This window comes from Collinsella sp. An307, from assembly GCF_002161805.1.
Lineage (GTDB): Bacteria > Actinomycetota > Coriobacteriia > Coriobacteriales > Coriobacteriaceae > Coprousia.
In genome coordinates this window covers 18,296-36,443 of record NZ_NFIP01000011.1, presented here as the reverse complement: position 1 = coordinate 36,443, position 18,148 = coordinate 18,296, and the positions used below count along the sequence as shown (strand labels likewise).

Annotated in this window: 16 protein-coding genes and 2 tRNA genes; 2 read left to right on the top strand and 16 right to left on the bottom strand. The window is 64.3% G+C overall.

The genetic code is table 11. The features are described from left to right. Nucleotides 1-106 precede the first annotated feature (106 nt). Entirely contained in the window at nucleotides 107-2,983 is a 2,877-nt protein-coding gene (locus B5F89_RS09185) for an ABC transporter permease (RefSeq protein ID WP_087431486.1), read from the top strand. On the opposite strand, the gene B5F89_RS09180 is transcribed toward B5F89_RS09185, so the two are convergent. The 4 genes from B5F89_RS09180 to B5F89_RS09165 form a co-directional block, all read right to left on the bottom strand. Next, complete coding sequence (locus B5F89_RS09180; protein WP_087431485.1) at nucleotides 2,980-4,032, bottom strand: alpha/beta hydrolase; 1,053 nt, start codon at nucleotides 4,030-4,032, stop codon at nucleotides 2,980-2,982. The genes B5F89_RS09185 and B5F89_RS09180 overlap by 4 nt on opposite strands. A 159-nt stretch (nucleotides 4,033-4,191) precedes the next feature. After that, entirely contained in the window at nucleotides 4,192-5,628 is a 1,437-nt protein-coding gene (locus tag B5F89_RS09175; protein WP_087431484.1) for a flippase-like domain-containing protein, read from the bottom strand. 161 nt (nucleotides 5,629-5,789) lie between these two features. Then, nucleotides 5,790-5,866: transfer RNA gene (locus B5F89_RS09170), tRNA-Glu, on the bottom strand. A 9-nt stretch (nucleotides 5,867-5,875) separates the two neighbouring features. Further along, nucleotides 5,876-5,949: transfer RNA gene (locus B5F89_RS09165), tRNA-Gln, on the bottom strand. A gap of 599 nt (nucleotides 5,950-6,548) precedes the next feature. On the opposite strand from B5F89_RS09165, the gene B5F89_RS09160 reads away from it, so the two are divergent. Next, nucleotides 6,549-6,854 carry a hypothetical protein gene (locus B5F89_RS09160; protein WP_087431483.1) on the top strand — a complete coding sequence of 102 codons (306 nt, stop codon included), beginning with the start codon at nucleotides 6,549-6,551 and terminating at the stop codon, nucleotides 6,852-6,854. 167 nt (nucleotides 6,855-7,021) lie between these two features. Here B5F89_RS09160 and B5F89_RS09155 read toward each other — a convergent pair whose 3' ends face one another. From B5F89_RS09155 to B5F89_RS09100, 12 genes are all read right to left on the bottom strand, one after another. After that, nucleotides 7,022-8,554 (bottom strand): hypothetical protein, encoded by a 1,533-nt coding sequence (locus tag B5F89_RS09155; protein WP_087431482.1) that lies wholly within the window; start codon nucleotides 8,552-8,554, stop codon nucleotides 7,022-7,024. Nucleotide 8,555: 1 nt separating this feature from the next. Beyond that, nucleotides 8,556-9,191, bottom strand: coding sequence for a hypothetical protein (locus tag B5F89_RS09150; RefSeq protein WP_087314158.1), 636 nt, complete (start codon nucleotides 9,189-9,191; stop codon nucleotides 8,556-8,558). Between the two features lie 84 nt (nucleotides 9,192-9,275). After that, nucleotides 9,276-10,661, bottom strand: a complete 1,386-nt coding sequence (locus tag B5F89_RS09145) for a hypothetical protein (protein ID WP_087431481.1) — start codon at nucleotides 10,659-10,661, stop codon at nucleotides 9,276-9,278. Further along, the gene (locus B5F89_RS09140; RefSeq protein WP_087431480.1) at nucleotides 10,661-12,319 is read right to left on the bottom strand and encodes a BppU family phage baseplate upper protein; all 1,659 of its coding nucleotides are present in this window, start codon (nucleotides 12,317-12,319) and stop codon (nucleotides 10,661-10,663) included. The genes B5F89_RS09145 and B5F89_RS09140 overlap by 1 nt, the downstream gene beginning before the upstream one ends. Continuing rightward, on the bottom strand, nucleotides 12,319-13,599 hold the full coding sequence (locus B5F89_RS09135) for a phage tail spike protein (protein WP_087431479.1): 1,281 nt from the start codon (nucleotides 13,597-13,599) through the stop codon (nucleotides 12,319-12,321). The genes B5F89_RS09140 and B5F89_RS09135 overlap by 1 nt, the downstream gene beginning before the upstream one ends. Further along, complete coding sequence (locus B5F89_RS09130) at nucleotides 13,599-14,339, bottom strand: phage tail domain-containing protein (protein WP_239286735.1); 741 nt, start codon at nucleotides 14,337-14,339, stop codon at nucleotides 13,599-13,601. Before B5F89_RS09130 ends, B5F89_RS09135 begins: the two co-directional genes overlap by 1 nt. Before the next feature lie 178 nt (nucleotides 14,340-14,517). Then, the gene (locus B5F89_RS09125; protein WP_087431478.1) at nucleotides 14,518-14,910 is read right to left on the bottom strand and encodes a hypothetical protein; all 393 of its coding nucleotides are present in this window, start codon (nucleotides 14,908-14,910) and stop codon (nucleotides 14,518-14,520) included. Beyond that, nucleotides 14,907-15,233, bottom strand: a complete 327-nt coding sequence (locus tag B5F89_RS09120; protein WP_087314168.1) for a putative minor capsid protein — start codon at nucleotides 15,231-15,233, stop codon at nucleotides 14,907-14,909. Before B5F89_RS09120 ends, B5F89_RS09125 begins: the two co-directional genes overlap by 4 nt. Continuing rightward, the gene (locus tag B5F89_RS09115) at nucleotides 15,233-15,589 is read right to left on the bottom strand and encodes a hypothetical protein (protein WP_087431477.1); all 357 of its coding nucleotides are present in this window, start codon (nucleotides 15,587-15,589) and stop codon (nucleotides 15,233-15,235) included. The genes B5F89_RS09120 and B5F89_RS09115 overlap by 1 nt, the downstream gene beginning before the upstream one ends. 10 nt (nucleotides 15,590-15,599) lie before the next feature. Beyond that, nucleotides 15,600-16,616 carry a hypothetical protein gene (locus tag B5F89_RS09110; RefSeq protein ID WP_087431476.1) on the bottom strand — a complete coding sequence of 339 codons (1,017 nt, stop codon included), beginning with the start codon at nucleotides 16,614-16,616 and terminating at the stop codon, nucleotides 15,600-15,602. Nucleotides 16,617-16,619: 3 nt separating this feature from the next. Then, a complete protein-coding gene (locus B5F89_RS09105) occupies nucleotides 16,620-17,126 on the bottom strand; it encodes a hypothetical protein (protein ID WP_087431475.1) in 507 nt (168 codons plus the stop codon). Nucleotides 17,127-17,229: 103 nt separating this feature from the next. After that, entirely contained in the window at nucleotides 17,230-18,084 is an 855-nt protein-coding gene (locus B5F89_RS09100; protein ID WP_158098461.1) for an Abi family protein, read from the bottom strand. Nucleotides 18,085-18,148: the final 64 nt, after the last annotated feature.

Sequence of the window (18,148 nt, the reverse complement as noted above, 5' to 3'; positions counted from 1 at the left end):
CACACCCCGCGCGGCCGCGCCCGCATCGGTTGCGGGCACCGGTTCCTTCTCTCCGCGCGGCGGCGCCGCCTACCGCCCCGCGCACGCCGCCGAGGGGGTGCGCTAGATGAGCATCTTCTCGCGCTTCACCCTAAAGTCGCTTTCGCGCAACCGTACGCGTACCGTCGTGTCGATCATGGGTGTGGCGCTCTCGGTTGCCCTCATCACCGCCGTGCTCACGAGCGTGGTCTCACTCTCCCGCATGCTTATCGAGCGCACCGCAGCGGACGAGGGCTGGTGGTACGGCGAGCTCGCCGACGTAACCCCCGAGAGCTTCGACGCGCTTATGGACGAGCCCGGCATCACCTCGTGGACGAGCATCTCAGACCTCGGCACCGTATCGCTTGGTGACGAGAACAGCAGCCTCTTTGGCAGCTACCTTTATGCCAAGACCTGGCCTACGGCGCAGGATGAGGCGGAGCCCCTTCTGGTGGCGCCCGAGCTCGTGGCGGGGCGTGCACCCGAGGCGCCCGGCGAAATCGTGCTCCCCCACTACCTGCAAAATGTTGAGCTCGCGCCCTGCGGGCTTAGCGCGGAGGACAAAACGATCGGCATCGGTAGCACCGTCACGCTCGACCTCGGCACGCGCACTGTCCAAAACCTCGACGACGGCACAACCTACACGGCAACGTCCTACAACGGCAGCTATGTTGACGAGGCGACGCAGCGCGAGTCCTTTGCGGCGGACCTCGGCCAGATAACCGGCACCGTGGTGGGCTTCTACCGCAGCTACGGCGTCTCCTCCACCATCGCCCTCCAGGGCAACAGCGCCTACGTTTTTGACGACGGGAGCGCGCTTGAGCGCGTCGTCTCAGACGGCTCCGAGGCAACCTGGGCATCGGTCCTGTTCCGCACCGAGGACCCGGCAGCGGCCGAGCAGATCGTCGATAGCATCTCAAACGCGAGCAGCTCCACCGGCGGTTCGGTCCACTCCTCCCTCATCCGCTGGATGGGCGCCACACCGGACACCGCCATCTGGAACACCCTCTATCAGATCGCGGCGATCCTCGCGGCGGTGGTTGTCATCGCGGGCGTGTCGCTCGTCTACAACAGCTTTGCCATCTCGGTTGCGGAGCGCACGCGCCAGTTTGGCCTCCTCTCGAGCCTGGGTGCAAGCCGCCGGCAGCTGCGGCGCACTGTGCTCACCGAGGCACTCCTCATCGGGGCGGCGGGCATCCCGGCGGGCCTCGTGCTCGGTCTTGCCGGTTGCTTTGTGGTCTTTGGTCTTCTGCGGGAGGGCCTCATCGCCTTCACCGGCAGCACCACGGCCACCGTCGCGGTGAGTCCCGCCGCCCTTGCCGTCGCCGCTGCGCTCGGCATGGTCACGCTACTTGTGAGCGCTTGGATCCCCGCCATCCGCGCGAGCCGCGTCTCCGCCGTCGATGCCATCCGCCAGACCCAGGACGTACGTTTGAGCCGCACCGCGCTGCGTGCCCAGCGCCGCGCTGCGCGACGTGCCGGCAAGCACGGTCAGACCTACCGCCGCTCGCTCGGCATCGCAGGGCGCCTCTTTGGTGTGCCAGGCTTTATCGCCCACAAGAACCTCTCCCGCAGCTCGTCCAAGGGGCGCGTCACGGTCGCCGCGCTCGCCGTCTCGGTTGCCCTCCTCATCACCTCCGGCTCCATCGCCGACGTGATGAGCTACGCGAGCGACACCGCCGTGAACACCATGGAGGGACAGGACCTTGTGCTCTACATCGACGCCACGGGCGCCGGAGCGGACCAGACGCTCGCCCTCGCGGACGGCAAGGTCGACGGCGAGGGCATGCAGCGGGCGCTTGCGCGCTACTACGCGGACGCCTCCGCCCTGGAAGATGCCCACCCAAACGGCTATAGCACGAGCTATGTCGCCGACATGATCGTGCCCGCCCGCATGCTCGACGATGACATCACGGGTCTCGACGGCAGTGCGAACGTCCATTCCGACGGCACCTGGTACGGATCTGCTTACGTCTACTTTGTGGACGATGCGACATGGCGCGCCTATGTGGACGAGCTCGGCCTCTCTGAGGACGCCTTCTGCGACACCGCGCGCCCGCTCGCCATCGCCGTGAACTCCTACACCACCAACGACGGCGAGACCTACGCCTCTTGGAAACCGTTCAAGGACACCGGTACGGTCGAGTTTCTCGAGTTCACCGACCTCGACGGGCGCTTTATCGCCAGCATCGAAGACGGGCCCGACGGCACACTTCAGGCGCTGTATTACGATGACCGAGGTGAGGCGCACTACCTACCTTACGACGAGGCGGTCGCACGCGAGGACGCCGTCGAGGTGGGGGCGCTCGCCGACCACGCACCGGTCTGCGTCGACCCGTCGGGAACCCTCCAGCTCATCCTGCCCGCCTCCGCCATCGCCCTTTCCGCTAACACCGGGTATCTGCATGCAAGCCTCTCCTTCGACACCGGAGGCAACGCCGCGCGTGCCGCCGAGCTTGAGGACGAGCTCAAGGGCATCGCCGCCGACTATCCGGAGCTCGACTTCACCTACACCAACATTGCCGAGGGCAAGCTGCAGGCGCGCCTCATGGCGACCACGGTGAACACCTTCATCTACTGCTTTGCCATCATCACCGGGCTTATCGCCGTGACGAACGTCTTCAACACCCTCGCCAACGCGCTTATGCTTCGCCGCCGCGAGTTTGCCATGCTCAAATCCGTCGGCATGGGCAACCGAGCCTTCCGCCGCATGATCGCCTACGAGTGCGCAAGCTACGCGCTGCGCGGTTTTGCCATTGGCTTTGTGCTTGCTCTTCTTGCCTCCTACGGGTTCTACCAGGCCATGATGCTCTCGTACTCCACCTACGAGTTCCAGCTGCCCGTGGTGCAGATCGCCGTATCTCTTGTGGTGGTACTCGCCGTGATCGTGGTGAGCGTGGTTTACGCCCTTAGGAAGAGCCAAAGCGAGAACATTGTGGAGGCGCTGCGCGCCGACGCGATTTAGGCCATATGGGCGGCTATGAAGCCGTCGACGGTATCCCAGTAGAGCGCGGGGTCGGTCGAGGAAGCTTGGCCGTGCCCCGCGTTTTCTATCACGAGCTTCTCCTTTACCGTGCTGGCGCAGGCGTTGTAGTTCACATCGAGCATCGAGAAGGGCACGAACTCGTCGGCGTCGCCATGGATGAAGAGCATAGGCAGGCTTGTTTGGGCGAGCATGTCGGTAGCGCTCGCCTCCACAAAACCGTAGCCGGCGCGGATCTGACAGGCGAGGTCGGCAGCGTTGAGCAAAGGGAAGCTCGGCAGGCCAAAAACGTTGTCGAGCTGGAGCGAGAATTCGTCCCACACGCTCGAGTAGCCGCAATCCCCCACAATGAGACGAACGTTATCGGGAAGGTCGCGGCCGGAGGCCATCATGACCTCTGCTCCGCCCATGGAGACGCCGAAGAGCATGATCTTGGCCTGCGCGTCGCGCTTGACGATGTCGTTCACCCAGCCCACGAGGTCCGCGCTGTCCTGCCAGCCCATTTGGATGAGACCAGCGTCCACGTTGCGCTCGTGCCCGCGCGCCGCCGGCATCACCACGGTCATGCCCATCTGCCAAAAGTGGTAGGCGTACTTTGCCATGTCCGCGGGCTTGCCCACGTACCCATGGCACACGACGGCATAGGTGTGCTCCCCGACCGTCTCACGCGGGTAGCAGAGCGCCTGGACCTTCGCCGACGCGCCTCCGTCCGCCGCGGCGGCGTCGGAGGGAATCTCCCACCCGAGAAGCTCGGTGCCATCCTCAGCCGTGTGGGAGATGCTCTGCTTGCGCTCATCGAACCATGCGCGGGCCTCGGAGCTGTAATCGGCATCCTTCGCAGGCGTGACGGTCTCGAGGCCGTCGACGTCGCCGCCGCGCATCATGCTGTTCATGGTGAAGCTCGCGTGCGGGTTCAGCGCGAAGTCGACAAGAAAGTTGCCCGCAAACGCCACAGCGCCCACCAAAAGCACCGCTATCACCGCGCAGATGATAAGCGCGATCTTTACCCTCTTGTGCGACGTTTGTACCATACCGACTCTCCTGCCTGAAAAAATGTACCGCAGGACATGGTAAAGCATTGCCTGCGCGGTCGGGACGGCGCTACAGCTCTTCATGGATCGCGTTACAGAAAGCGAGGGCCCGCCCAAAAGGCGAACCCTCGCTTGGCATTGCGCACTGCTCGGGCGGCGTTACTCGGAAGGAGTAGCCTTGGACGCCGAGCGCGGCTTCTTCTTGCGGCGGGGCGCTGCAGTGACGGTGATGCCCTCCGCCGTGCGGCGCACGCGCGGCTTGGAAGCGGCTTGGGAGCGCTTGGCTTTGGAGCGCGTCGCCTTCTTAGCAGGAGCCTCCGTTGCGCGCGATGCGCCGGCGCCAGTTGCGGCAGACGAGCCTGCCGTCGCCTGCGGCTCGGCAACGAGCGTCGCCTGCGCGCCTGTGTGATGGTGATGCTTATGCTGCTCGGGCGCATGCGCCACACGCGGTGCCTTGCCGTCCTTCTTGGCGGACACCGGTGCAAAACGACCGCTGAAGCGCGCCCAGCGCTCGTGGATGGTTGCACGGTGGGCGCTCTTGAGGCCGAGCATGGGAGCGGCGATGATCGTGGGCGCGATAAAGGTGATAAGCCGCCAAAGCAGGTAGCCAGCCGTTGCGGCAGAGCCGTAGAAGTGGCCGAGGAAGAGCGCGAAGCCGCCCTCGGCACCGCCCGTGCCGCCGGGCAGCGGCACCGCGGAGGAGAGCAGCTGCACGAAGGCCGAGGCGGCCATAACGGAGAAGAAGTCCACGTCGTGATGGCCAAACGAGAGCATGAGGAAGTACGGCACGAGATAGAAGAACGCGAGCTGAATCATCGTGATGACCACGGTGAGGAGCATCGAGCTGCCGTGAGCCATCGAGATCTTGAACTTATCGGAGAATGCGTGGACCTCAGTGTCGAGGAACTCGCGCCAGCCGTCGATCTTGCTCGTGGCAAGGCCGAGACGCGCGAGAATCGAAAGCGCCCAGCGGCCAAGTCTTACGACCGTGTTGGGCATGAGGCAGATGGCAACGATCGCGAGCAGCAGCACCGCGTGGCCGCCGAAGCTGAACACGCACAGAAGCGTGATATCGCCGTATTTCTCGGCAAAGAACGGCATCTTGGCGATAAGCAGGATTGCGCCCCACGCCACGAGGCCAAACTGGTAGACAAGGAAACGGGTGAACTGCGTGGCGCCGGCCTCGCCCACGTTCATGCCGCACTTGGTGAGGCGGTAGATCTGCGCCGGCGAGGAGCCGACCATCATGGGTGTGAGGTTACCGAAGAAGATACCGCTCATCTCGACAGAAATGAGGTCGCGGATGCCGACGGGCGAGTTGGGGTCGAGCCAGACGGCGATGGCGTAGGCGGCCACGCCAAAGAGCATGTAGAGCGCCATGCAGATGCAGGCGACCACGAGCCAGGGGATCTGGACGTTTTGCATGGCGGCCCAAAACTCGGCCACCTGACCTGTCACCACCAGGAAGATGATGTAGCAGATAAGAACGAATCCAATGAAGATGGCGCCGCGGCGCGCGCCCTTGTGGTCGTCGCCGCCAGCGGGCGCCGCATCGACCGTGCCAACGGGCGGGTTGTGCTTGGAGGAATCCGACATGGCGCTCCCCTATAAGGCAATCGATGGCTCGAATGTTCCGACACGTGTAACACACCTAGTTTAGCGTACGTTCCGGCTCGTCCGACCCCCATTCGGCGGGCGGCTCAAAACTCCTAAAGCACGCATGAAAAAAGGCTCCCAAAGGAGCCTCGAGAAATCGTTGGTAGCCCGTACCAGATTCGAACTGGTGATCTCCGCCTTGAGAGGGCGGCGTCCTAAACCGCTAGACGAACGGGCCATAAACGAATGGCTGGGATGGAGGGAGTCGAACCCCCATTGACGGAACCAGAATCCGCTGTCCTGCCATTAGACGACATCCCAATGGTTCATTCGCACGCTCGCGTTGCCGCTTGCGCAAGTAGAAATAATACGGCACCGCGCCGGATGACGCAAGCCCCCAATTGCGATTTTTTCTGGCTGCAGCCTCGCAACCCTTGCGAGCAATACGATGCGCGAGCGGAATATCAGTTATTCAATAATCTGTCCCGTACCTTCAAAGTAGACCGTACGAACGACGCCTCGTTTCCCCACGATTCGAGCATCCAGCAGAAGCGTCTGCTGCAAGGAGTTCACGTAGATTGTTGAATAACTGCAATTCCGCTCGGAAGCGCCCGCGCACGGCGCTTCTTCATGGGTCGGGAAGCTCCTCGCGACATGAAAAAAGGCTCCCGGAGGAGCCTCGTAAAATCGTTGGTAGCCCGTACCAGATTCGAACTGGTGATCTCCGCCTTGAGAGGGTTATCCCACAGCGTCGACTGAGGACAACAGACCTATACAAAAGAGCGTCTGAGCAGGTCTTTTGCAGCGATGAACAGCGACTGACGGAACCTGACGAAAACGGAGTTCCGGTCGCTGTTGTGTCCCGGTTGTGTCCCGTCCGCAACCAGGCCGACGCAATGGTCAGATCGAAGGAGGCCACCATGAACTACAGCGCAGCAGACATTGAAGCCATTTGCGAGCTCGAGGACTACTCCCACTTCCGCGCTGAGCTCGTTGAAATCTCACCGCAAAGCTTTACGCTCGAAGAGCTCAAGGAGATTCTCGGAGACATGATTCGAAGCAAGGTCGCTCTGGAAGACAGCATGCGAGAGCACTTCGCAATGCTCGGAGAGCTCGAGCAGACCCAGCTGCTCGACATGCTGGGAGCCAGCGGCTGCAAGGACCGCGACTGGTGGTACCGGATGCTCATGGATGGTCCGGTGCACAGGGAGTTCCCGACAATCTGAAGCGAATAAGAAAAGACAGCATGCCCCGCGAATATGAAATCGCGGGGCTTCTTAATGAATGTGGGAGACAATGGCCCCCATGAACAGCGGTCAAATCGAAGAAAAATGGAGATCTCAGTTCGCGTCGAAAACGTATACCTCATACCACAGAGGGGATAGCGACGGCATTAGCTTGGCATATAGCCTATCTTGTCCACGCCTACGATTCCTCGCCTGTCGTAGCTGATGCTGATGGTATGGGGGGAGGCGCGCTTAACAGAGGCTGTCCGGGTTCTTCCAAGACGGACATCTGCGCTAGCCAAGTTGGCACTTTTCACCGAGGCCTTCTTGATTCCCAATCTGTCCTTTGTCCCCTCGGGTAGCTCGTAGCTCTGCCGAACCAGCCCAAAGAAGGTGAACCCAGACTCGTTGGCAAGACTCAGCACGAGAGACTTCGCCGGGGAGAACGCGAGACCGCCCGCAGCAGACCCGACAAGAGAGCCAATGAGCATGGGGATGGCAGCGCCACCCGAGACAACGGATGCTACCCCGGCGCCGACCAAAGAGATTGCAGAGACGAATGCACCCTGTGTGAATCCGTCCATGAGCTCCTTTTGGGTCTTCTGTCCGTTCGCGACGAGGAATGCATCCCTGCACGTTTCGACGGTAAGTACGACAAGTGTCCCGATAACTGCTGGCCCCATGGACCTGCTCGCCGCTCTCATGATTCCCTGTCCGAACATGCCCTTCGCAGCGGCGGCGGTGATTGCCGCAGATGCCGAACCGTTGATAAAGCCCGTTGTTCCCCCGTCTAAAGTGGCGGCACCGATGGTGCGGATGTCCTCCTCTGTCAGCTCTCCCTCGGTAACAAGCTTGTCTATGGCACGATAGATCTCCGGGGCAACTTTTAAGGCGGCAGAGACAGCGGCAGCTGTTGCGCCCGCCTTGAGAGACTGTCTCAGCAGGTGCTGGGCCTCGACGAGCTGGGCCGGAGTCATGCCGTCGTCCATAGAATCTAGGTGATTGCCACTGCTCACCTCGATGGCCTTCTTTCGCGCCTCGTCTACTGTCAGCGCCTTCCCCTCGACGCCGCCTTTACCTCTCACGCGGTCTACGAGTCCGTCGGCAACCTTCTCCCACCTCTGCACCTCAGCATCCTTGCCGAGCGCCTTGCTCCTTGCGAGAAGCTTGAAGGCCTCCTGCCGACAGTCTTCGAGCTTATCGGGAGCAACGAGACCAAACTGTCCTTCGTAGAGAAGGTCGGAGGGGCTTGCGCCGGCCCTTCCCTTGAGCGTCGCCCACTCATTGAAGCTTAGTCTCGCTGAATCGGCTGATGCCTTGTACCGGTCGAAAAGAGTGGTACCGAGCGTCCTGACAGTCTGATAGGGGCTTTCGTAGACCTTAAGTTGGTATGCAGAGCCAGGTCCCGCAACATCGACCGAGCCGAGGTCGTGCGAGTGAAGAACCTCGAATCTCACATCGCTTCCCTTGACGGCGGCGTCGATGTTCGCCGTCCCAGCGGCATACTCCTCAGCGAGGAATCCCTTGAGGGACTCCTGGGCCGGCTTTGTTGCCTGATAGTAGTCGTATGCGTTCATCCGACGGTAAAGCTCGTCTATTGCCGCCTGGACGTCGCGAATGTAGTTGACGCCAACCTCCGCGCCAAGATGGCCGCCGCCCTGTCTGAGAACGAAATCGTAGCCGCGTTCGAAGTCATCCATCTCACGCCTCCGCGAAACCACGCATCTTCTCGGTGTAGAAAAGCTTGACAGCGAACTGGTACTTCTGATCCTCGATCTCAGCACCTTTTGTGGCAAAGATGGTGAGGTCGTCAACTCCATGTTTGATAAAGCCGCCGATTCCCTCGAAGAAGCCCCCGATGACCTCAAGTGGGTTGTTGGGACCGTCCTTCGAGTCAGTGTCCGCCACGTGGAAGTCGGCGAGAAGGTCGGGGAAGTCTTGGCCGTATGACCGAGCGAAAGCAAGAAAATCCCAATACTGCTCGCGAGTCCCAGGACCTGAATCGACGGCGATGGAAGCCTGCTTTCCACTGACGAGGATATGGACGCCGCCACCCTCGATCCTGTCAGTCGACTGGGCATTGAGGGCCTCAATGTAGTCACGAGCAAAGCCAGGGTCCCCGACGAACACGACCTTCTGGTCGGACGTGAGCGGGTTGTCGTTGAAGAGCCGCTCGTTGTAAATGACGGTGCGAATCGACCCGTCAACTGGGCCGACAACGTGATCACGATCCTTATCGTCGGCGGTACCCACGAGGTTGTGAAGCAGCTTCGAGTATTTGCCGCGCCCATCGGCTTCCACGATGACAATGGTCTCGGGCTCTGGGATACCGAACATCGCGCCCCCTAAGAAGCGAAGGATTAATACAAAGATTATAGATTCTGCACGGATGTCCTGCCACGTACGCCGGAGGGGTGCCTTTTAGGAGCCCTTCGCAGTGAGGTACCCCGCACCACCCGCGCCGTCGATCCTCATGTACTGGTAGCCCGCGCGCGAGCTCGCGTAGGTCGTGCCCGCCCCACCCACGAGCGACGTGCACTGGTAGAACGTCTGGAAGCCGGAGACGCCGGACGCGGGCAGCGCCCAGTCCGAATCTACCCAGATTGTCACGAGCGCCGAGCACCCGCCGAAGGTGTACGTCAGGTCCTCCAGAGACGACGCGTCGAGCCCGGAGAGGTCGATCTCGGTGAGCCCCTCGCAGCTGTTGAAGGTGTGCTGCATCTCCCGGACGCCGTGGAGGTTCCCCATGCCGGTCACCTCGGTGATGGCCTGGTGCCCGTAGAACCAGTAGTTCGTGTTCACGTGGTCGTAGGTCGCCATGTCCGCCGCGGCGGTCACCGTCTCCACGTCGTGCCGGTGGTCGTACCAGGGCTGGTATCCCACCGAGTTGTACCGAGCGTTCGCGCACAGGTGACCCGACGACACGAGCGCCCGCCCGTCCTCCGGCTCGGTCGCGGCGGTCAGCACGAGCTCGCCGTCACCGTAGAGGAAGCAGCGGAACCACTCGCGCTCGTCCTCGGACCCGTCCGTGTGGGTCAGCACGCCGGTCGTCTCGAAGTGCAGGTTCAGGTGGTCGTCCGTCCGCTCCGGGACGTAGCCCCTCTCCCCGACGAGGCGCCCGCAGCCGCTGAACATGAGGGTCCCGCTCTCGACGTGCGCGTAGAAGTTGTCGGCACGTATCGTCTCCAGCGAGCCGCAGCTCACGAACATCTGGTTCATGTTGGTCACCGTGACGAGGTGGCCGAAGCCCGTGACCTCCACGAGGTTCTCGCAACCGTGGAAGAGGTAGGCGGCGCTCTCGAGGCCGCTCTCCTCCATGTCCTCGTTGATGACGGCGCGCGTGACGGAGAGCTTGTCGTCGCTCCAGGGCCTCGAGCCAGCGGACGAGTAGCCGGCAGGGTCCACCTCCCACGCCTCGAGGATAACGGCTCCCGGCACGTCGGATGAGCGCCCGTCGCGGTAGTTGAACTCGAGCGTGCCGTCCGCGAGCAGGAGTGCCCGGATCTTCACTCCCACGTCCCACGAGAGTGCAAGGATCGCCGGCGCCATCTCGCCCGGCGTGTACGTCTCCGTGAGCCCGTTCTGCGCGCGGATCGCGTCGGCGATGGCGTCGAAGACGGAGTCCGATACCACGCCCGTTCCGGACGTCGCGGGCGCCTGGTAGGGCGTCCCGGTCTTGGTTCCGTCGAGCGCGAGCACCGCCACCGCCATCTCGGAGGGCAGGTAGGTCGCAGTCCCTCCGTTCTGCGTGCGGATCGCGTTGGCGATGTCGGTGAGCACGCCCTTCTGGATCGTTCCCACGGCCATCAGAACTCCACCCCGCTCAGGTCGTCCAGCGCCGCGATTTGCTGCGCCACGTACTCCTTGGTCGCGTAGGCCGAGAGGTCGGGCGTCGCCCCCGGTGCCCCGTCCTCGCCGTCCTGCCCGGGCGCGCCCTGCGGCCCCTGCTCGCCGGCCTCGCCCTTGAGGCCTGAGAAGGCGAAGGCGAACGTGCGCGCCCCGGGGGTGCCGCCGAGCGTCACGGTCACGGAGGGCGTGCCCGTGGAGGCGTCCACCGTGGCGGTGGCTCCCGTGATTTCGGCGTCAGCCCCGTCCTGGCCGTCGGCGCCGGGAGCGCCGTCCTGCCCATCAGCCCCGGGGGCTCCGTCCTGCCCGTCGGCCCCGTCCTCGCCGCGCAGCCCCTCGAGCTGCTCGGCCGTGAAGTCATCGAACGTGAACGCGTCGCCCTTGGGGCCGCGCAGGTCGGCGGAGCTCGTGCCGCTCCCGCTCGTGACGGTGAGCACCGAGCCCGCCCACGAGTGCGTGCAGCCCACGCCGTCAGCCCCAGGCGCGCCGTCGCTGCCGTCGGCGCCGGGCGGCCCCTGCACGCCCTGCGGCCCGCGAAGCGCCTCCAACTGCTCGGCGGTGAAGTCTGTGTAGAGGAACGGGTCCCCCTTTTCGCCCTTCTCGCCACGCAGCTCCTCGATCTCCTCCTCGGTGAGATCATCGAGCGTCATCTTGTCACCCTTCGGCCCCTTGAGCGCCGCCAGCTGCTCTGAGGTGAAGTCAGCGTACGTAAAGGCATCGCCCTTCTCGCCGCGCTCGCCGGCATCGCCCTTGTCCCCTTTCGCGCCATGGAGGAGCGTGGCCGTGGTCGTGCCGCTGGCGTCGGTCACGGTCACCACCGCGCCCGCCTCGGTCTGCGTCACCGTGGCGGTCGGGCTCACTCCGTCGACGCCGTCCTTCCCGTCAGCACCAGGAGCGCCATCGGCACCGTCCTTGCCGTCGACGCCCGGAGCCCCGTCCTTCCCGTTGGCACCCGCAGGGCCAGGCATTCCATCCACCCCATCAAAGTCACCCCGCTGGGCAGCCGCCAGCAGCTCCTCCTTTGCCTGTGTCGCAGCCGTCGCAGCTGCGTTCGCCGCGGCAACGGCACCAGAGGCACCAGCAGCAGCCTCGACCGCCTGCTCCGCCGTTGCCACCGCGCCCTCGGCCGTCGCAACCGCCTCCTGCGCCTTGGTGACAGCCTCGGCAATGAGCGCATCGGCGTTCTCATACTTCTGTATCGCGTCAAGAAAGAGCGAGAACCCGTCCTCGGACTCAGCGCCGCCCACAAGCACCTGCTCCACGCGCACCTCGAACGCACGCGTCGAGATTGCTCCCCCATCGGGAAGAGACACCATCACCTGGCAGTCGACAGAGCCCTCAGCACACGCCATGGCGGCAGGATAGAACACTGAGAACGCGCCCACCTCAGCGTCAACCTCATCGAACGGCTCGCACCCTCGCTCGCGCGTCGCACGATGACGCCACAACAGGTACACACTCGCGCCCGAAAGGTCGACCGCCTCACCGTCCCGCCTCACCGAAAGAGCGATGCCGCGCCCCTCCGCATCGGCGGGAGAGGCAACCAAGGCGCCCGCAAACACGTCATCGCAGGACTCCCAGACCAGCTCATGCAGGCCGAAACCATCAAGACCAGCCATCAGAACTCCACCTCGCTCAGGTCATCAAGCGCGGCTATCTGCTGCGCAACATACTCCTTGGTCGCCAGCGCGGGCACCTCGCCGCCGGCAGCCACGCCCGCTGCCTGCTCGATGGCGGCCACGCTCGCGCCCACGGCGGCAACGGTATCGCCCGCAGCGCCCGCCGCGTCCTCAACCGCCGCCACCCGAGCCTCGACAGAGCTGCGCTCTGCAAATGCTGTGCGCGGGGCAACGCCTACCGAGTAGCGTGCTTCCACAGCATCGCCAAAGAGCCGCACGCGCCGCACCACCCGCGCCCGGAGGCGCCATGCGGGATCGCGCGACGAGTCCACCACCGCGACCTCGTCCCCGAGTCCAACAAAGACAGCACCCGAAAGCGCCACGGCGTCCACCTCGTAGCTCACCAGCGGAGCGCACGTCTCCACAAGAGCCTCCTGCGTGCGGGCGAGAAGAACCTCGGGGTCCTCAACATCCGCGAACGTCACCTCTCCAAAGCGGTGCACGCGGCCGCCCGAGCCGTCTGGCAGGCCCCACAGCAGCCTCGCTTCATCGTCGCCGACCCAGTCGACACCACCGTTCACCTCACCGAACGTGAGCTTGCGCCGATACCCGCCCGTGAAGGCGCCCGTCTCGTCCACCACGGGCAACCCGGCCCCATAGCCGTAGAGCGCCGTGAAGACCTCGTCCTCAGCAACCGTGCGCGTGCAGCCCGTCATGTTCCGCCCGTACTCGAGCCGCGCCCCGCGCCACGAGCCCAAAGCCGCCACCGCACGCACGGTACGCGACGACACGTGACCGCCAGACACCACGATCGCAGGCTCGACCTCGCATCCCCACACCTCGCACGCGCGACGGAGCGCCGCGAGCCGGTTCACGTGGTAGAGGTAGCAGTCATGGGTGTCAAACCATCCCAGCACGGAAGCCTGCCAGCGCGTCCCCTCAAGCACGACGCCCAGCGCGCCATAGAGCCCCAGGTCCGACACCCGCTCCTCCTCGACATAGCTGCCAAGGAGGTCGCACAGGCTCGACTCCGCGTACACCTCGCACGTAGCTCCCAGCGCCTCGTCAGTGCGCACCACCACGTGCTCGCGCCATCGCCCGTCCTCGGGATCTCGCCACAGGATGCGGTCGTACTTCTCGGGCGTCTCCAGACAGAGGAACAAGAGCACGTCTTCGCCGCCCAGCTCCTCGCGATGCTCCACCGCACCGGCCGGATGCAGAATCCCGATGCGCTCGTCAGCGCGGTCAAACCAGAAGAGCGTCGGCGCCGCGCCACCCATCAGAGCCATCTTTCTGTGAAGTTTGCTGTGAAGTCCGTGCATCCCGTGAAGGAGAGCTCGTGCGAACCCGGCTCCAGCCAGAAGAAGTCGCTCTCCAGCGTCACGTCGGCATCGGCCGCCGCTCCGTCAACCAACGCGCGCCCTGCGGCACAGTCGACAACGATCTCCTCACCGCCAAGAAACACCCGCTCCACCTCAACGCACGCACTCGTTCCAACATCCTCGACAACCACGCCATCACCAGCCGAGGCCTCCATCACGAACGTCGGCCACGTCCGATACGTGCCGCCAACGAGCAACGACAGCCCCGCGCTGCCCGCAGCAGCCAACTTCTCCTGCTCCTGTCCCCACGCAACGGGATCGAACGCCGTGAACACCAGCTCGCAGGAGCCATCCTCGAAAAGGTTGTCCCACGACCCCGCGTCCGTGCACACGGCATCGCGGTAGACGAGTCCCGGCTCCCCGGGAAGCTCCAGGTCACTCCCGGCATCCGAGGCGAGCCATGAGGCCGCCTGGTGCCGCACGGCGGAGAGCCCCTCCACACCCTCGTCATCCGCAAGGTCGAGGAACAACCGCACGTTCAGCACCTTGGGCGGGATACGTGTGGAAAGAAGAACCGCACCGGCACGGCCGGGCACCTCAGCGGCCTCTACGGAGATGCCATGCGCCGCGGGCAGCACCACCTCAGCCGTCGAGAAGGACGAGAAGTCGTGCCCTCCAAACGTGATGGATCGGGCCATCAGAGCCGTCCCCTCGCGCGACCGTAGGACACGGCCCGACGCTGCTCGCGCTCAGAGAGCTCCTCGTCTCGAAAGCGGCTGCCCGAACGGCTCAAGCAAATGTTGGCAGGAAGGTCGCGCCTATCGCGCCAAGCGCCCCGGCCATCATCTACCACGGCTTTTGACTCCTTTCTGACAGTCATATCTCCCTCGCAACCGTCAGCCTCACCGTGAATGCCCACACGAAGCGCCCGCTCGAGTCGCGCTCCCTGAAGGTCGGCGCGTCCGTGTCGATGCCCAGAATGCGCACCCCGGAGCCCTCTGCGTTCCACTCGGAGCGCCCAGACGAGCGCACAGCCGCTTCGCACAGAATCGCGACATCGTACGCGGCAGCATCCGTTTCGCGGACGGCAAACACCTCCACCGAGGCGACTCCGCGTTCCTCGCCGTCTTGGCGGCTCTCACGCGAGAAGCCCGCCCAGCGAACCACGACGGGCTGTTCGCTCAACAGTGCGCTTGGCGCGATACAGAACACGTCACCGACTCCCGCCGCGCGCAGCATCCCCGCCACGGCATCCACGACCGCCCTCATCGCAGCTCCACTTCCCAGTGGTGCACGCGTCCGTTGAACCCCTCGAAGCGCGAAACCTTAGCAGCCACGTACGACCTCCCATGCACCTCCACGCGCGAGCCCGCGGGAATCTCGAAAGCACCTGCGCTCATGACGGCATCCACGAAGAGCGTGCCCGCCCCGGCGTCCGCGCTGCGGTGCGCATTGGCGACCACCGACTGTGCCCGCTCGAACCTCACGTGCGAGATGGCGCGCGGCTCGCCAAAGCCGCCATCGACCGCCGGCTCGCGCACTAGGCACGAGTCCGACAGCAGCCTCGCGGGTATCGGACGCAGCCACGCCATCAGCGCACCCCGCAGAACAGGAGCCCCGTCCCAGCAAGTTCTTTCTCGCAGGCGTAGGTCGCCTGCTCCTCACCGGTGGTTCCCCGGTTGTCGTAGTGCGTCACCGAGAAGGACCCGATCTGGAAGCCGCCCACCTGTCCCTCGCCAAACTCCGCGAACGCCTCGGCTGCCGCGCAAACCGCACGCCGGTACGCAAGCTCGTCCGCATCACACGCAGGCACGCATCCGCCGCAGAGCCACCGCACGTGACGCTCGGCTGCGGGGAGCGCTTCCGTAAACGCCTCCACGCCCATCCCGCCGCCATACGTGTCGCGATAGAAGCCAAAGTCCACAGACGTCGCACCCGCACAGCCCACAGCGAACCCCCTACGCCAGCGGAGCCACAGACGCATAGACGCCGTCAAGCTTGTTGTCGAGCAGCTCCACGATGCCGTACTTGCGGTACTTCATCATGTAGGAGTCGAGTGTCTCCAGCTCGTCGGGGCTGAACACGCGGCTCGCCACGTGCTTGTCGAACTTAATCACGGCGCTCTTCTCCACCACGAGGAAGTTGATCGGTGCGCCTGCGCCCACGAGCTCGTAGTACGTGGAGAGGCCGCTCTTCTGCGGGCTCGCCACCTTGGAGTAGGTACCGGAGCTCTCGGTGTAGTAGGTCTTGCCGCTCACGACCTCGGTGTCGGAGGTGAGCTCGTAGGCACCTTCGGCGGGCGCGTAGCCAAACTGGTCCTCGTCTCCGGAAAGCAAGTCGATGTGCGAATAGAAGCGCACCTGCGGAACCTCGACGATGCGGGAGAACCGCTCGAGCACGCGGTTCGAGCGCGTCGGGTTCGCAAGGCTGAAGTCATCCAGCACGCCCTTGAGCGTCGGCGTGATGAAGAGGTAGCGCGAGCCCGTGGTCACCTGCGCCTCGTCCATCGCGTTCGTCGCTGCGCGCAGGTCGGCAAGCACGTCCTCCGCCTCTGCGTCGGAATAGTCGGTCGTGGCAGTGGAGACGCCCTCGTGCCCTGCGATCTCGGCAAAGGTGAAGGCGTCGGCCTCCGGCGCCACCTGCGTGCGCTGGAGCTCGGAGCCAGCCTCGACAAAGCAGTCGAGCACGCCGGCCTCCTCCACGTCCATGACGTCAGCCAGAAGGCGGATACCACGGTCGTAGTTAAACGTCTTCGTCTCGAACTCGTAGGTGATGCTGCCGGTCTTGTAGCCCACGTTGCGTGTGTAGTTGCCAAGGCCGGATACCTGGATCTTCGGAACCATGATCTCCTTGGCATTGCGCCCCGCGCGCACCATGCGGCGCGGGCTGTTCAGGCACGCGGAGACCGCCGCGCGCTGGTACACCTCGTCGAGGACGGTCGTGTAGTTCCTGACGGATGCGATGCTGTTGGCCATCTGCTACTCCTCGTCCGCGATGCCCGCGATCTCGCGCCACCGCTTCATCGTCTTGCCCTCGTCGGATGCGGCCCCCGCGTTGGGGAGGCCGGTCTTGCCGCTCTGCTTGGGCTCCGCTCCCCCGAACAGCCAGGGCTCGGCTTCCTTCAGCTTGGAGACGTCACCGCCGTGCTCGTCGAGAAGGGCGCGGGCGGCCTTGACGCTCTTAGCGCCGGCCATCGTGAGCTCGAACTCGACACGCTGCTCTTCGCCCTGGCGTCGCAGCTCGTCCATCTCGGCGCGCAGCGCCTCGGCTGCCTCGGCAGTCTTTGCCGCCTCCGCGATTGCTCCCTCCAGCTCCGCAATCTTGGCGTCGCGCTCGGCGAGAAGGGCCTCGTAGTCCGTGCTCGCATCAGCAGCACCGCTGCCCCCAACCGTCAGCGGCTCCTGCGTCGCCTGCGGCTCCGGCTCGCGCGCCGTCGTGCCTTCCGTACGCTCCGGCCCCTGCGAGCCAACCTCATCACCGGCCATGTCAACCGCCTCTCAGCTTATGGCCGATAAACGAAATCGGCCCCCTAATACTGCCAAGCAGCTTAGAGGGCTGTCACAAAGCAAAAAACGGATAGGAGGTGCGCTACTCGATTCCGAGAACACGTTTCCAGTTCTTCGGGAATCCCATCGGCGCAAGATTTACAGAGGGGTGCCGGTCGACGCAGGCGGCGAGCTCGTCACTGAGAGGCCCCCACTCCTCCGGCCAAGACTTCTCGTATATCCTGCGGAGCACCAGAAAGGTCGGAAACTGCTTGTTGGCGTCCCGTCGCCTGATACGCCTCTCGTCTTGCCTGAGAAGCGATGGGCGGATGGTCATCACGCGGTTGTAGAACCGGTCGTGATGGGCCGCGATGTTGCGGACCGTAGTCAGGTGGTGCACCCAGCTCTTCAGGTAGTACGGATTCGTGCCGAAGGCCTCTGCGACCGCCGCCTGCACCCCCTTGGATCTCTCGCTCGAACCAGTGCTGGGGCAGAGGTTCCCGTAGAGCATCGAGAGCGTGCCGAACGACATGCTCTCCACCGCCGCCCAGACCGGGAGCTTCCCGTACTTGTCCATGTTGTGGACCACGCAGGGCACGCCCTGATCGCGCGCTCGGTCCCTCTCGCGCTCGAAGTTCGAGATTGCCCTCCGAAAACTGGAGCGGCTCCTATAGTTCCCAGCGTCGAGATATGCCCCCGCGTCGCACAGGTTGGCAAAGTGGTAGGCGAACTGAGTCCTCAGCTTTATCTCGATGGGCGCTATCGCACGCCAGAGCCACGCGCGGAGCTCCCGGTCGAGCTGGTAGATCTCCCAGACGTCGTCGAAGCTCGCCCCCTCGACGAAGGAGCCGTCCCGCTCGAGCGTGAGCCAGTACCCGCGGAGGCGATAGTAGTTCAGCTCGCGAAGCCGGGCGACGGCAAACTCCTCGTCCGACACGAAGAGGCCCCGTCCCTCCATCTTGGAGAGCTGCTCCTCGTAGGTTGTAGCGTCAGGGAGTGGAGAAAAAGATGACCCCGCCTGG

Excerpts from the sequence above, each read along its gene's own strand:
- B5F89_RS09185 (WP_087431486.1), top strand. The coding sequence starts at position 107 with ATGAGCATCTTCTCGCGCTTCACCCTAAAGTCGCTTTCGCGCAACCGT.
- B5F89_RS09180 (WP_087431485.1), bottom strand. The coding sequence starts at position 4,032 with ATGGTACAAACGTCGCACAAGAGGGTAAAGATCGCGCTTATCATCTGC.
- B5F89_RS09175 (WP_087431484.1), bottom strand. The coding sequence starts at position 5,628 with ATGTCGGATTCCTCCAAGCACAACCCGCCCGTTGGCACGGTCGATGCG.
- B5F89_RS09160 (WP_087431483.1), top strand. The coding sequence starts at position 6,549 with ATGAACTACAGCGCAGCAGACATTGAAGCCATTTGCGAGCTCGAGGAC.
- B5F89_RS09155 (WP_087431482.1), bottom strand. The coding sequence starts at position 8,554 with ATGGATGACTTCGAACGCGGCTACGATTTCGTTCTCAGACAGGGCGGC.
- B5F89_RS09150 (WP_087314158.1), bottom strand. The coding sequence starts at position 9,191 with ATGTTCGGTATCCCAGAGCCCGAGACCATTGTCATCGTGGAAGCCGAT.
- B5F89_RS09145 (WP_087431481.1), bottom strand. The coding sequence starts at position 10,661 with ATGGCCGTGGGAACGATCCAGAAGGGCGTGCTCACCGACATCGCCAAC.
- B5F89_RS09140 (WP_087431480.1), bottom strand. The coding sequence starts at position 12,319 with ATGGCTGGTCTTGATGGTTTCGGCCTGCATGAGCTGGTCTGGGAGTCC.
- B5F89_RS09135 (WP_087431479.1), bottom strand. The coding sequence starts at position 13,599 with ATGGGTGGCGCGGCGCCGACGCTCTTCTGGTTTGACCGCGCTGACGAG.
- B5F89_RS09130 (WP_239286735.1), bottom strand. The coding sequence starts at position 14,339 with ATGGCCCGATCCATCACGTTTGGAGGGCACGACTTCTCGTCCTTCTCG.
- B5F89_RS09125 (WP_087431478.1), bottom strand. The coding sequence starts at position 14,910 with ATGAGGGCGGTCGTGGATGCCGTGGCGGGGATGCTGCGCGCGGCGGGA.
- B5F89_RS09120 (WP_087314168.1), bottom strand. The coding sequence starts at position 15,233 with ATGGCGTGGCTGCGTCCGATACCCGCGAGGCTGCTGTCGGACTCGTGC.
- B5F89_RS09110 (WP_087431476.1), bottom strand. The coding sequence starts at position 16,616 with ATGGCCAACAGCATCGCATCCGTCAGGAACTACACGACCGTCCTCGAC.
- B5F89_RS09105 (WP_087431475.1), bottom strand. The coding sequence starts at position 17,126 with ATGGCCGGTGATGAGGTTGGCTCGCAGGGGCCGGAGCGTACGGAAGGC.
- B5F89_RS09100 (WP_158098461.1), bottom strand. The coding sequence starts at position 18,084 with ATGGAGGGACGGGGCCTCTTCGTGTCGGACGAGGAGTTTGCCGTCGCC.